Here is a 13,634-nt window from a genome sequence, read left to right as displayed (position 1 = left end):
CACGATGACATCTCGACCACCACGGCCATGAGCGAATATCAATATTACGAATTTCAAGCGATCGACCGCCCCCTCAGCGACGCGGATCGCCGCTCCCTCCGGGAGTTATCGACCCGGGCGCGGATCACCTCCACGAGCTTCACCAATTCCTACGAATGGGGCGATTTCAAAGGTGATCCGGCCGAGCTCATTGGGCGCTGGTTCGACTTGCACCTCTATCTCGCCAATTGGGGAACGAGGCGCCTGATGATCCGCTTTCCGAAGCGGCTCGTCGACCGGCAACGCCTCGACGGATTTCTCAGCGCGGTCGATGGCGCCGAACTCACCACCTCAGGTGAAAACCTGATCCTCGATATCATATGCGAGGAAGTGGAATCCGAGGATGATTGGGAAGAGGGGCCGGGCTGGCTCGCGGCGCTGACGCCATTGCGCGCGGCGGTGCTCGGCGGTGATCTCAGGCTCTTCTATCTGCTGTGGCTGATGGCGGTCCAGGCGGAAACGCTCGGGCCGGAGGTGGTGGCGCCACTGCCCGGGATAGGCCCGATGACCGATGAGCTTGAAGCCTTCGCACAATTCTTCCGTCTCGATGCCGACCTCGTTGCGGCCGCCGCCGAACGCCCGGCCGAAACGACATTGGCCGGCTCGATGGCATCGGATGCCGTCCGAAGCTTCATCGCTTCCATGTCCAACGGCGAGAAGACGGAGATGCTCATGCGTCTGATCGAGGGCGATCCGTATGTGGCCGGCGAGTTGCAGAAAAGCGCCCGGAGCTTCTCGGCTATGGCCTCCGCAGCCAAGCCGGCCGCCGCCCCGCCCACGGTCGCGGAACTGCAAGCCCATGCCGGCGCGATTCGCGATGTCCGCGAGCGCAAGGAAAACGAGCGGCTGGCGGCGGAACGAAAAAAGCAGGAGGCGGAAGAGGCCCGCGCCCGCCGCACACGGCTCAACGCCATCATCCAGCGGGGCGAGGCTGTCTGGCGCGAGATCGAGGCCGAGATCGAGCGCCGCAACGCTTCCGGCTATGACAAGGCCGCCAGCCTGCTCGCCGACCTGAAGACGATCGCCGAACAAAATGGCGGCACGGCCGATTTCACCCGCCGCCTGCATTCGATCCGTGAACGCCACGCTCAGAAGGGGCGCTTCATCGAGCGGCTGAACGTTTTCGGTTAGTCGGTGCCAGCGCAGCTCAGACCAAGGTCCGATCCATCCCGGACTTCGTGCCCATGGCAACTTCCAATCGATGCAATAGGTTGCTTCGGCATGCGTGGAGGTGTCGGAGTTTTGCTGTGACTAAAATGATCGTTGCGGGGATGATCCTGGCGCCGCTTGTTTTCTGGGGCTCTATTGGCGTCCTGATATACGCGTACTTCTCGTGATGGCTGTTCGGCAATTACCGACTGAGGTCGGCCGCGACCCGCTTATCTACCGATATGAGCGACGGTCAAGATTTCGACCAGGGCATCCGGCTTCATGGGGCTGCATTGGCATCATGGAATGAGAATGATTGAACCGCGCGCGCTCGGCGCGCTTCCATATCTTCGTGCACTTGGCCGCATCGCCGAGCCCGCATTTCGAAACATTCTGCGCCTTGACGATGCCGGCCGATGGCGCCGCAGAGATTCCGAACTGCCGTCTGGCAGCCGACACATCGGGATCAGATCGAGTGGCCACGGAAGATCGCAACGGCCGCAGTGACCAACTCGGCATTGTCGTTGGCAAGTGTCCCATCCGGGAGGTGCTTTCCATCTTCCAGGCCGATACGGGTGGAGTAGCGCCGCTCACGCGCCAACCTGACGAAGGGCCACACGGTGTCGTCGAAACCGTGCAGAAGAATGGGCCGATTGACCCGGCTATCCCTGAGCACCTTGATAATGCCGTCCGCGATGCCGCATGCGCGCTGCAAATCCTGTTCATTATCGAGCTCGATGAGCACGCGAAAGACCCGCTCATGATCATCGAGGCCGATGTAGCGGTCCGCATCGGCGACCGATGCCAGTCCGACTTCAACGCCGACACCCTTCTGCCGCAGCAGCTGCATGACACCAGGCGCATCGTCTTCCGACAGGTTCACCGAGGCATAATCCGGCAGGACATCCCAGTGGCTTATGGCTTCCCGCGTTTTCTCCCGATCACCTTCGATCCAGACGCCGGTGGACACACCGATCAGCGTTCCCGGACAGACACGGCGGATCGCGCCGACAGTGCCGTCGACGGCGGCAAGGCTTTCCTTGCCATCGGCTCCGCGCGGATGGACGTGGAGCTCCGCAGCGCCGGCAGCGACCGAAGCCGTGGCATCACGCACCATGGCATCGATCGCCAGGGGAAGGAGGGGATGGAAATCGCTCGGCCGCGCGCCGTTGATGCAAGCTTGAACGATCATAAAAGGAGCCTAGCGTTTGTTGGGCCGCATACCACATTTGGAAACCTGAAAACTTAGGGGCGCTGCCGACAAAGTCATTTCCCTTGCCGTTGCAGCCCAATAATATCAAATCAGTCGAGATAGGCGACTGCCGCTCTCGTGCAGGGTCAAGCTGCGCGCACGCCGACCAGAGGACGGCCACGTGATCTCGTGGCAGCGACGTGACGTCAATCTGCCGCCCGACCCCATTCTTAAGTTAATGGCGGTCGCGTCCTGTTGCTGCCTGTATATCATCTTATCGTCAACGCAAAGGAGGAGGCGCGAAACCTCATCTATTGCCCTCGGGGAAGGCCAACCTTCTTGAGGTACAAAACCGCAATTTTCGGAAAACGACGGATGGCGGTAGCGTTGCGAACTCTACGACATCGAAATTCTTAGCTCAGCTCACCGCAGGCAGCGGCGAACAGTCGTTGGCCCGGCCATCGAACCCATCACCGGCTGATCCTGACCCGCCACATTCAGAACCGCATCAAGATACGCGAGAAACAGGGCGGCCGCTGCTGCTACTGCCTCCAGCCTATGGTTCTGAGTGACAAACCGCCACATAAGCAGCCGCGGAATGCCGAAACCCTTGTGCACCTGCGGGGCCGCTCTGATGGCGGCAGCAACAATCGAGACAACATCGCTTTGGCGTGCAAGCGTTGCAACGAAGAGCGCGGCGGCATGGACTGGCTCCTGTATACGAGCTACCGACGCGGCGAGATTTGGGAACTAATCGAATACGCGCCGCCCTGTGCGCATCGGCGGCGGGACCAACACCATAGGCCGGCGCGATCACCACAAGCAACCACACCAGCGGCGCGCCAGCCGGTGTTTTCTGGGATGCTCGCAGCCGTTCATCGGAGGTTAATGCTTATTAACCCAGAATCGCAGCCTGAAAGGATGCGCCGATGAAGATGCTTTTTTCCTCACTTGCAGCCATGATCTTGTCTGCATCTTTCGCCCTGCCGCTGAACGCCGCGCCGATCGTCGTGCCGAACGCAGTACATATGCACACCCCCGACGTCGAGCAGGTCAAACACCGTCGCCACGGTAATGGACATGCGTATGGCCACCGGAAGAAACACCGGTACGCTTACCGCGACTGTCGGTATTACGGCTCGTGCTATCGTCCGCGGTATTACGGCAGTCGCGACTATTACGGCTATCGCGACTATCAACCCTATCGTCGTCGGTCAGGTGTGACCGTCTATTTCGATTTTTAGCCGGCAGTGCCACGGAAACCAACCTTGGTGATCAACAAATGCGCCGCCGGCCTCACCTGCCGGCGGTTTTTATACCAGAAGCGGGGTTACGATAAGCGTGCAATTCTCGCGCGGAAAGCGGAAATTGTGCGACAAAATCAATATAATATGGCGGAAGAGGTGGGATTCGAACCCACGGTACGGTTTCCCGCACGCCGGTTTTCAAGACCGGTTCCTTAAACCACTCGGACACTCTTCCATCTGATTGAAAAGGTTGAGACATCAACATTCTGTCGATGTCTACGAACCGGCCATTGCTACCGATTTGCTACCCAATCGCTCGATGGCTGGCTTTTTAGCAGCTTTGATAGCAGCGTCAACTTGCTCTGCAGCATTTGCCGGTATCCTTTGCATGACGTGCGAACGAATTCGAGCGTGAGCGAGGCAGGCCTATTCCGCACATTCGAAATGACTCGCGTTCTCCCAGGCTTGAGCGTTTACTGTGTTGTTCTGGCGGAGGAAACAAACCATGGCCATGTATCTCACACGATTCAGCTACACGCCCGAGACCTGGGCGCGGATGATCGAAAACCCCGAGGATCGCCGAGAGGCGGCACGCAGTTACATTGAATCGGTGGGCGGAAAGCTGCATGGGTTCTGGTATGCCTTCGGCGAGCATGATGGTTGGAATCTGTGGGAGGCGCCTGATAACGTATCGATGGCGGCGGTCGCACTGGCGATCGGCGCAGGAGGCGCGCTCAGCTCCATGGAGACCACTGTCCTTCTCAGCGTCGAGGATACGATCGAAGCCTTGGAAAAGGCGAAGTCGGTACACTATCGTCCACCGGCAGCATAGGCGGCGGCCCACGGCTCCCCATCCACGTCGAGATGAGCGCTTTGCGCTTCTCGTTCCGGCGCAAGCTTTCTGTGAATTGCGCCAGAGACATGACAGACTTAGCTTCCGTCAGATCCAAGGCCCTTCGGACCGTTGAGTTGGTTCATATCCTCGCCGAGAGATCGAACCGCCTCCATCGTCACGGCGAGGGCCGACATCAGGATTGCGATGTCGTTGTCTTTATCCGGCTGGGAAAGTGCGCGAGATCGAGCGTGCAACTGCTGGCTGACCGTGTCGAGCTGCGTCAGGGTTTCATCGTTCATGGTGATCCTCCAAAGGTCTAAACCATCAAAGCCCGCGGCGGACAATTCGTTCCCATACAGAAGGAAGCGCCGTCCGCTGCCGCTCATCAAATACGCGCAGACCATGTTTCAATATGGAGCTTTTGGGGCGTCCGGAAGTACCCGGATGTTCACCATATGCCCCGCATCGGCACGATGACTTCGGGGCTCATTGCGGTGGCAGAAGGGCGGGCGGAAAGGGCTATCGTTAGTGATTTATAAACCATAATCATTAGAATTGTCGCTATCGCTGCGAAATCGTTCGTAAATTTGCCACGAACTTAACAAGATTAAAGCCTCGTTAGGCGGGCGGGAATAAGGCGCTATTGCTCCAGTATGGGGCAGGGTTCCTTAACCATAACGATCTTTGAGCGGCGTGGGGCATATGAAACTGGATTACGGGGCGGCGTCTTTCGCAACGGCAGCACGGTGGCTGGCGATCTCGGCGATGTGTGCGACGGTTGCGGCTTGCGGCACGACGCAGGCGGTGCCGAAGAAAAAAGCCCACGGCAAAGAATATTTCTCAGAATCCGAATATGGCGTGAAGGCGAGCCCGCGGGTCGCCACCGGCAACAACATTCCCAAGGGCGGCGGCCGCTACATCGTCGGCAAGCCCTACGAGGTGAAGGGCAAGCGGTATTACCCGAAGGAAGATTTCGCTTATAACAAGGTCGGCGTCGCCTCCTGGTATGGCTCGGCCTTTCATGGGCGCCTGACGGCGAACGGCGAAGTCTACGACCAGATGCATCTTTCCGCCGCCCATCCCACCTTCCCGCTGCCAAGCTATGCGCGCGTTACCAATCTCGAAAGCGGTTCTTCCGTCATCGTGCGCGTCAACGATCGCGGTCCCTATCACGAAGGCCGCATCATCGATCTTTCCAACAAGACGGCCGACATGCTGGACCTGCAGCACAGCGGCACCGGCAAAGTGCGTGTGCAATATGTCGGCCGCGCCCGCATGGACGGCCATGACATGCCCTATCTGATGGCCTCCTACGCGCCGAAGGGCAGCCGTATTCCCGGCGTCAATCCTGAAGGCCAGATCGCAACCGGCGTGATGGTCGCCTCCAACAGCCGCAAGATCACCCGCGACCAGCTGCAGAGCTCGGAAGACTACGAGACGCCGGCCAACGTGCCGGTGCCGAGGTCGGCCACCTCCTATGCCGGCTCGACGCCGAGCGCCCGCAACAATGCGGCACCGGCCCCTGCACCAGCGGCCCATGTTCTGGTCGCGCCATCGGCACCGTCCTTCAACAATGGCACGCAGGCGATGGACCAGATGGTCGTGCTGCCGGAGATCGGTCCGATGCCCTACGAGCGGCCCCAGAATTCGCTGGCGCTCGGCTACCAGAACGAAGAGGTGAAGACGGTGACCGTCGATCTCGCCTTCGACGCGGTGATGGTGCGCAATGACGGGCTGACCCAAGCGTCCATCCTGGCCTCGGCCAAGCGCCGGCAGACAAACGTCGCCGCGCGCTGAACTGGCAATTGCATCGGATTTCCTCGCGTTCTAACCTCCTGAAATACGCCGCTCGATCAATGGAAATTGCGATGCTGAAGCCCGCGCTTCGCCTGCTTGCATGCCTGATGCCGTTCGCCACCGGCGCCTTTGCAGCCGATGGCGGTGCCGCCGGCTTCGCCACCAAGGCGGCGCAGGCCTATATGATCGAGGCTACCACCGGCACGGTGCTTCTCGCCAAGAACGAGGATCAGGGCTTTTCGCCGGCCTCGCTCGCCAAGCTGATGACGATGGACCTCGTTTTCGAGGCGCTGACCAAGGGCCAGATCACGCTCGACACCGAATATCCCGTTTCCGAATATGCCTGGCGGACGGGTGGCGCGCCGTCGCGGACGGCGACGATGTTTGCCAGCCTCAAATCGCGCGTCCGCGTCGAGGACCTGATCAAAGGTGTCGCCATCCAGGGCGCCAATGACAGCTGCATCATCCTCGCCGAGGGCATGGCCGGAAGCGAGCAGCAATTTGCCGTGTCGATGACGCGCCGCGCCCGCGAACTCGGCATGGAGAAGGCCGAGTTCGGCAATTCCACCGGCCTTCCCGACGGCAAGAGCAAGGTGACGGCACGTGAGATGGTGACGCTCGCCGCCGCCCTCCAGCAGACCTATCCGAACCTCTATCCCTATTTCGCGCAGCCGGATTTCGAATGGAACAAGATCTTCCAGCGCAACCGCAATCCGCTGCTCGGGCTCGATCTCGGCGCCGATGGGCTTGCGACCGGCTTTACCGAGGGCGAGGGCTATTCGATCGTCGCTTCGGTTGAGCGCGACGGCAGGCGGCTGTTTGTGGCGCTTGCCGGCATCGCTTCCGACAAAGAGCGGACGGAGGAGGCCAAGCGGGTGCTCGAATGGGGACTGACGGCCTTCGAGAACCGGCAGATCTTCGGCGAGAAGGAAGTGATCGGTGCTGCCAGCGTCTATGGCGGCACGACGCGCACCGTCGATCTCGTCGCCAAGGCGCCGGTCAGCGTCTATATTCCGATCAGCAATCCCGACCGGCTGTCGGCGCGCATCATCTATCGCTGGCCGCTGACGGCGCCGGTCAAGGCGGATACCCAGGCAGGCACGCTGAGGATTTTCGCCGGCAGCCGGCTGCTCAGGGAAGTGCCGCTCTATACCGTGCAGGCGGTCGGCGAAGGCTCGCTCAGCAGCCGGGCGGTCGACGCCATGCTGGAACTCGGCGAATCACTGTTCTTCTCCTGGCTCTGGGACAAGCCCGCGCCCGTCTGACGAGCCGTTTCCAACGCAATTTGGCGGGAAAGGTGAATATGTCGCCGCGGCGAAAGGTTTTCCTCCCTGATATCTTCGGATAGATAGAAGGAGCGGGGCGCGTGCGGCGCCTGGAATGCGGGAAATTGTCATTGTCATCCGGTACGGGATTGTTCGTTACGTTTGAAGGCGGGGAAGGTGCTGGGAAATCCACGCAGATCCGCCGCCTCGCCGAGGCGCTGAAGGGCGAAGGTCACGATGTGCTGATGACGCGCGAACCGGGTGGATCGCCGGGCGCGGAGGCCGTGCGCCATGTGCTGCTGTCGGGGGCTGCCGAAGCCTTCGGCACGCGGATGGAGGCGATCCTCTTTGCCGCGGCCCGCAACGACCATGTCGAAGAGGTGATACGGCCGGCGCTCGCATCAGGCAAGGTTGTGCTCTGCGACCGCTTCATGGATTCCTCCCGCGTCTACCAGGGCATCACCGGCAATCTCGAGCCCGATTTCGTCGAGACGCTGCAGCGCATCGCCATCAACGGCGTCATGCCGGATTGCACCGTGATCCTCGATATCCCCGCCAAGGTCGGGCTGGAACGGGCGCAGAAGCGCGCCGCGGCCGATGCTCCCGATCGATTCGAGAAGGAGCGGCTGGAGACGCACGAGAAACGGCGCGAGGCCTTTCTCGATATCGCCGCCCGCGAACCGGAGCGCTGCCACGTGGTCAACGCCATGCAGAGCGAGGAGGCGATCGCCGCCGAGATCCTGGCGATCGTCCAACAGCTGCTGTCGCCGGCAGGCCGTGCCCGAATGCCGGAAGCCGCCCATCATGAGTGAAGCCCATCATGAGTGAGGAAAGGCCCGGACTGCTCGACGGCGCCATCTGGCCGGGGGAAAATACCAGGCTGTTCGGTCATGCGGAGGCGGAAGCCTTCCTTGCGCAATCCTACCGGTCCGGCAAGGGCCACCACGCCATCCTGATCGAGGGGCCGGAAGGCATCGGCAAGGCGACGCTCGCCTTCCGCTTTGCCAATCACGTGCTCTCGCATCCCGATCCCGATGGAGCGCCAGAGACGATCGGCGATCCGGATCCTGCCTCGCCCGTCAGCCGGCAGATCGCGTCGGGCGCCTCGCATAATCTGCTGCACCTTGCCCGGCCGGTGGACGAAAAGACCGGCAAGGTGAAATCGGCGATCACCGTCGACGAGGTGCGCCGCGCCGGCAAGTTCTTCTCGCAGACATCAGGCACCGGCAACTGGCGGATCGTCATCATCGATCCGGCCGACGACATGAACCGCAATGCGGCCAACGCCATCCTGAAGATCCTGGAAGAACCCCCGAAGCGAGCGCTATTCCTGGTGCTCTCGCATGCGCCGGGACGGCTACTGCCGACGATCCGCTCGCGTTGCCTGCCGCTGAAACTGGCGTCGCTTGTCGATGATGAACTCGTCGCGGCCCTTGCCCATCTCGGCATTTCAGGCGAGGGCGGGGCGGTGCTTTCGGCCGCCAAGGGCAGCGTCGGCGAGGCGCTGAAACTCCTGAACTACGGCGGCGGCGAGATCATTGCCGCTTATGACGAGATGCTTTCCGCCGAGGGGCCGACAGCCCGCAAGGCGATGCATCGGCTGGCCGATGCGCTTTCCGGCCGGGAAAGCGACACGATCTTCGACTTCTTCGTCAGCCATGTCGGCGACGACATCATGAACCGGGCGCGCGCGGCAGCGGGCGAGGGACAGATCGCCGCGGCGGAGCGGCTGGCGCGGCTCTATTCCGAGATCACCGAGCGGCTGACCATTTCCGATGGCTACAACCTTGATCGAAAGCAGACGATCATCAGCATTCTTGCCGATATCAAGCAGCCAGGCTTTTAAAGCGCGAACGCGCTTTAATTCTCTGATCTATGCATGTCGTTATCCCAAAACCGCCGAACACTTTTGGGCGACATGCATTGTCAGCCGGTCAGCAGCTTCAGTGCGACGACGGCAAGCGTGGCGGCAAGTACGATGCGGATGGTGCGTTCATGCAGCTTCGGCGCCAGAAGGCTGCCGATGATGATGCCGGGGATAGAGCCGATCAGCAGGGCAAACAGCATCGGCCAGTCGATCTCGCCGATCAGCCAATAGCCCGTGCCACCGATCAAGGTCAGCGGTACCGCATGGACGATGTCGGAACCGACGATCTCGCGCACATTGAGCCTGGGATAGAGGACCAGCAGGATCGTCACCCCCAGCGCACCGGCGCCGACCGAGGTCAAGGTGACGAGGACGCCGAGAACGAATCCGAGAATGACGGTGAGGGCGAGAATGGTCGTCGGCTTTGGCGGCGTGCGATCGCCCATGGCGCGGCGCGCCAATTCCAGGATCTGGCCCCGGAAGACCAGCATGATCGCAGTCATGACGAGAAGCCAGCCAAGCGCGGTGGTGATGGTATTGGTCACGCCGATGCTCTTGCGATCGACGCCGGCCAGCAGCCAGAGCATCAGCAGGGCGGCCGGCAGGCTGCCGGCCGCGAGGCTGCCGACGATCTTCCAGTTGACGCGCCCGTGCATGCCGTGAACGGCGGTACCTGCCGTCTTGGTGATCGCCGCATAGAGAAGATCGGTGCCGACGGCGGTGGCGGGATGGACGCCGAAGAGCAGCACCAGCAGCGGCGTCATCAGCGAACCGCCGCCAACGCCGGTGATGCCGACGAGGGCGCCGACGAACAGGCCGGACAGTGAATAGAGCGGCTCGAATGTCAAGCAAGCGCCCCCGACGGCGCGCGGCCACGACCATTCCGGTAGATGAAAACTGGCACTTTGTTCTTGTCCCGCCCTCTGTCCCATGACGGGTAGATGGGGTGAGAAGCTGAGTCAAGTTCACGACGCTATCGTGCCGTAAATCATCGACAACTGGAAAGTTGAGGTTTCGCTTGACGGTGACATGCGCTAAGAGCGGCTGACCATTTTTATAGAGTTAGCCGGACATTGGCCGCCATGACAGACAAGACACCCTTCTACATCACCACCGCGATTTCCTACCCCAACGGCAAGCCGCATATCGGCCATGCCTATGAACTGATCGCCACGGATGCGATGGCGCGCTACCAGCGCCTCGACGGCAAGGATGTGTTCTTCCTGACCGGCACCGACGAACACGGCCAGAAGATGCAGCAGACGGCGCGCGCCGAGGGGATCACTGCGCAAGCGCTTGCCGACCGCAACTCTGGCGAATTCCAGACGATGGCGACGCTGCTCAACGCCTCGAACGATGATTTCATCCGCACCACGCAGGAGCGTCATCACGAGACGTCGCGCAACATCTGGAAGATGATGGCCGACAATGGCGACATCTACAAGGACAGCTATGCCGGCTGGTATTCGGTGCGCGACGAGGCCTATTACCAGGAGAACGAGACAGAACTGCGCGCCGACGGCGTGCGCTACGGGCCGCAGGGCACGCCGGTCGAGTGGGTGGAAGAGGCAAGCTATTTCTTCAAGCTCTCCGAATATCAGGAGAAGCTGCTTGCGCATTACGAGGCGAACCCCGACTTCATCGGCCCGGCAGAGCGCCGCAACGAGGTGATCTCCTTCGTCAAGTCGGGGCTCAAGGACCTCTCGGTCTCGCGCACGACCTTCGACTGGGGTATCAAGGTGCCGGACGATCCGGCCCACGTCATGTATGTCTGGGTCGACGCGCTGACCAACTACATCACCGCGACTGGCTATATCGAGGACAGGAACGGCCCGCGGGCGAAATACTGGCCGGCCGACGTGCACATCATCGGTAAGGACATCATCCGCTTCCACGCCGTCTACTGGCCGGCTTTCCTGATGTCGGCGAAGCTGCCGCTGCCGAAGCGGGTCTTTGCCCATGGCTTCCTGCTCAATAAGGGCGAGAAGATGTCGAAGTCGCTCGGCAACGTCGTCGATCCGGTCAATTTGGTGAACCATTTCGGCCTCGACCAGGTGCGCTACTTCTTCCTGCGTGAAGTCTCCTTCGGCCAGGACGGCAGCTATAGCGAAGAGGCGATCGGCACCCGCATCAATTCCGACCTCGCCAACGGCATCGGCAATCTCGCCAGCCGCTCGCTGTCGATGATCGTCAAGAATTGCGACGGCAAGATCCCGGAATGCGGCGCGCTCAGCGACGAGGACAAGGCGATGCTGGCTGAGGTCGACGCGCTGCATGCCTCGACCCGCGAGGATATGGGCAAGCAGCAGATCCACCGGGCGCTTGCCTCGATTATTTCGGCCGTCTCCGAAACCGACCGTTATTTCGCCGGCCAGGCGCCGTGGGCGCTGAAGAAGACCGATCCGGAGCGTATGGGCACGGTGCTTTATGTGACTGCCGAAGTCGTGCGCCAGATCGCGATTCTGCTGCAGCCCTTCATGCCGGAATCATCGGCCAAGCTGCTCGATCTGGTCGCGGCACCTGCCGACAAGCGCGATTTCGCCGCTCTTGGGCAAGCCGGACGTCTCATTGCCGGAACGGCGCTCGAAGCGCCGGCGCCGGTCTTCCCGCGCTACGTGGCTCCGGAGGCTTGAGGCCGTGCTGATCGATACGCATTGCCATCTTGATTTCGCCGACTTCGAGGCGGAGCGGGACGAGATCGTCTCGCGCGCCCATCGGGCTGGCGTCGCGCAGATGGTGACGATCTCGACGCGGGTGCGCAAGCTCGGCGCGCTGCTTGCCATCACGGAGAAATATCCTTCGGTGTTCTGCTCGGTCGGCACGCATCCGAACAATGCCGACGAAGAGCTGGATATTGAGACGGATGAACTGGTGCGTCTCGCCAATGCCCATGAGAAGGTAGTCGCGATCGGCGAGGCCGGTCTCGACTATTTCTACGACACACAAAAGCCTGAGGATCAACAGACCGGCTTTCGCCGCCACATCGCGGCGGCGCGCGAGACCCAGCTGCCGCTCGTCATCCACAGCCGCAGCGCCGACGAGGACATGGCAGACATCCTGACCGAGGAAAGCGGGAAGGGGGCCTTCCCCTTCATTCTCCACTGCTTCTCCGCAGGCCCGGAACTTGCCAAGACCGGCGTCGCACTCGGCGGCTATATCTCCTTCTCGGGCATCCTGACCTTCCCGAAGTCGGAAGAGCTGCGCGAGATCGCCAAGACGATCCCGCTTGATCGACTGCTGGTGGAAACGGACGCGCCCTATCTGGCGCCGAAGCGCTGGCGCGGCAAGCGCAATGAGCCGTCCTATGTCGTCAACACGGCCGAAGTGCTCGCCGATACGATCGGCCTTGCCACCGAAGAGGTCGCGCGGATCACGACGGAGAACGCTTTCCGCCTGTTCTCAAAGATGCCGAGGATCTAGCGGCGTGCTCTACCGGCGGCGTTTCACCATTCTCGGCTGTTCGTCGTCACCGGGCGTGCCACGCATCACCGGCGACTGGGGTGCCTGCAATCCCGACAATCCGAAGAACCGGCGCACGCGCGCTGCCTTCATGGTGCAGCAATTCGCACCCAATGGCGGTGTCACCACCGTCGTCATCGACACTGGGCCGGATTTTCGCGAGCAGATGATCAGGGCAGGGGCCGACCATGTCGATGCCGTGCTCTACAGCCATCCGCATGCCGATCATATTCACGGCATCGACGATCTGCGCGGCTATTTTCACAATACACGCCGGCGGGTGCCGATCTTTGCCGACCAATTTACCATGGACAGGCTGCGGGAAGCCTTCGGCTATTGCCTGGAAACGCCGCCGGGCAGCAATTACCCGCCGATCGTGCTGCCGATCGTCATCGAAAACCTAGACGCGCCCGTCGAAATCCATGGTCCTGGCGGAACGATCGCCTTCCATCCGCATATCCAGCAGCACGGGGATATCCACTCGCTCGGCTTCCGCATCGGCGATGTGGCTTATTGCAGCGATATCAGCGATTTCCCGCCGCAGACCGTCGAGAAGCTTCAGAACCTCGACATGCTGATCATCGACGCGCTGCAATATACCTACCATCCGAGCCATCTGTCGCTGGAACAGTCGCTCGACTGGATCGGCCGGCTGAAGCCGAAACAGGCGATCCTCACCCACATGCACACGCCGCTCGACTACGACGTGGTGATGGCTGAGACGCCGGACCATGTGGTGCCGGCGTATGACCAGATGAGCTTCGAGACCGAGGTCAGGCTCTAA

General features: G+C 61.3%; 14 protein-coding genes and 1 tRNA gene. 11 read left to right on the top strand and 4 right to left on the bottom strand.

The features are described from left to right. Positions 1-27: 27 nt before the first annotated feature. Complete coding sequence (locus V8P77_RS26325) at positions 28-1,170, top strand: hypothetical protein (protein ID WP_335914932.1); 1,143 nt, start codon at positions 28-30, stop codon at positions 1,168-1,170. 484 nt (positions 1,171-1,654) lie between these two features. Here the strand turns inward: V8P77_RS26325 and V8P77_RS26320 are convergent, their stop codons facing one another. Next, complete coding sequence (locus tag V8P77_RS26320) at positions 1,655-2,380, bottom strand: 3-keto-5-aminohexanoate cleavage protein (RefSeq protein ID WP_335914930.1); 726 nt, start codon at positions 2,378-2,380, stop codon at positions 1,655-1,657. Between the two features lie 558 nt (positions 2,381-2,938). Between V8P77_RS26320 and V8P77_RS26315 the strand changes: the two genes are divergently transcribed. Then, the gene (locus tag V8P77_RS26315; protein WP_335914928.1) at positions 2,939-3,313 is read left to right on the top strand and encodes an HNH endonuclease; all 375 of its coding nucleotides are present in this window, start codon (positions 2,939-2,941) and stop codon (positions 3,311-3,313) included. Next, complete coding sequence (locus V8P77_RS26310) at positions 3,310-3,624, top strand: hypothetical protein (RefSeq protein ID WP_151343389.1); 315 nt, start codon at positions 3,310-3,312, stop codon at positions 3,622-3,624. The genes V8P77_RS26315 and V8P77_RS26310 overlap by 4 nt, the downstream gene beginning before the upstream one ends. 148 nt (positions 3,625-3,772) lie before the next feature. Here the strand turns inward: V8P77_RS26310 and V8P77_RS26305 are convergent. After that, positions 3,773-3,862: transfer RNA gene (locus V8P77_RS26305), tRNA-Ser, on the bottom strand. A gap of 270 nt (positions 3,863-4,132) precedes the next feature. Here V8P77_RS26305 and V8P77_RS26300 point away from each other — a divergent pair. Next, a complete protein-coding gene (locus V8P77_RS26300) occupies positions 4,133-4,459 on the top strand; it encodes a GYD domain-containing protein (protein WP_335914927.1) in 327 nt (108 codons plus the stop codon). A gap of 98 nt (positions 4,460-4,557) precedes the next feature. Here V8P77_RS26300 and V8P77_RS26295 read toward each other — a convergent pair whose 3' ends face one another. Further along, on the bottom strand, positions 4,558-4,761 hold the full coding sequence (locus V8P77_RS26295; RefSeq protein ID WP_221952143.1) for a hypothetical protein: 204 nt from the start codon (positions 4,759-4,761) through the stop codon (positions 4,558-4,560). Positions 4,762-5,164: 403 nt separating this feature from the next. Between V8P77_RS26295 and V8P77_RS26290 the strand changes: the two genes are divergently transcribed. From V8P77_RS26290 to V8P77_RS26275, 4 genes are all read left to right on the top strand, one after another. Further along, entirely contained in the window at positions 5,165-6,259 is a 1,095-nt protein-coding gene (locus V8P77_RS26290; RefSeq protein WP_132609413.1) for a septal ring lytic transglycosylase RlpA family protein, read from the top strand. Between the two features lie 71 nt (positions 6,260-6,330). Continuing rightward, the gene (locus V8P77_RS26285; RefSeq protein ID WP_335914921.1) at positions 6,331-7,524 is read left to right on the top strand and encodes a D-alanyl-D-alanine carboxypeptidase family protein; all 1,194 of its coding nucleotides are present in this window, start codon (positions 6,331-6,333) and stop codon (positions 7,522-7,524) included. Between the two features lie 131 nt (positions 7,525-7,655). Beyond that, on the top strand, positions 7,656-8,336 hold the full coding sequence (tmk, locus tag V8P77_RS26280; RefSeq protein WP_335914920.1) for a dTMP kinase: 681 nt from the start codon (positions 7,656-7,658) through the stop codon (positions 8,334-8,336). Between the two features lie 8 nt (positions 8,337-8,344). Continuing rightward, positions 8,345-9,370, top strand: coding sequence for a DNA polymerase III subunit delta' (locus tag V8P77_RS26275; protein WP_335914919.1), 1,026 nt, complete (start codon positions 8,345-8,347; stop codon positions 9,368-9,370). Positions 9,371-9,450: 80 nt separating this feature from the next. Here V8P77_RS26275 and V8P77_RS26270 read toward each other — a convergent pair whose 3' ends face one another. Next, positions 9,451-10,239, bottom strand: a complete 789-nt coding sequence (locus V8P77_RS26270) for a sulfite exporter TauE/SafE family protein (RefSeq protein WP_335914918.1) — start codon at positions 10,237-10,239, stop codon at positions 9,451-9,453. Positions 10,240-10,473: 234 nt separating this feature from the next. On the opposite strand from V8P77_RS26270, the gene metG reads away from it, so the two are divergent. Genes metG through V8P77_RS26255 form a run of 3 tightly spaced genes read left to right on the top strand, consistent with a single transcriptional unit; the run spans position 10,474 to position 13,634 of the window. Next, a complete protein-coding gene (gene metG, locus V8P77_RS26265; RefSeq protein WP_335914917.1) occupies positions 10,474-12,024 on the top strand; it encodes a methionine--tRNA ligase in 1,551 nt (516 codons plus the stop codon). A 4-nt stretch (positions 12,025-12,028) separates the two neighbouring features. Next, positions 12,029-12,811 (top strand): TatD family hydrolase, encoded by a 783-nt coding sequence (locus V8P77_RS26260; RefSeq protein WP_335914916.1) that lies wholly within the window; start codon positions 12,029-12,031, stop codon positions 12,809-12,811. A gap of 4 nt (positions 12,812-12,815) precedes the next feature. Continuing rightward, positions 12,816-13,634: an MBL fold metallo-hydrolase gene (locus V8P77_RS26255; RefSeq protein WP_335914915.1), complete on the top strand. Its 819-nt coding sequence runs from the start codon at positions 12,816-12,818 to the stop codon at positions 13,632-13,634.

The sequence above is a fragment of the Rhizobium aouanii genome (genome assembly GCF_037002925.1).
GTDB classification, from domain to species: domain Bacteria; phylum Pseudomonadota; class Alphaproteobacteria; order Rhizobiales; family Rhizobiaceae; genus Rhizobium; species Rhizobium aouanii.
Note: the sequence above shows the minus strand (reverse complement) of the source record. Positions and strands in the feature narration are given on the sequence as shown.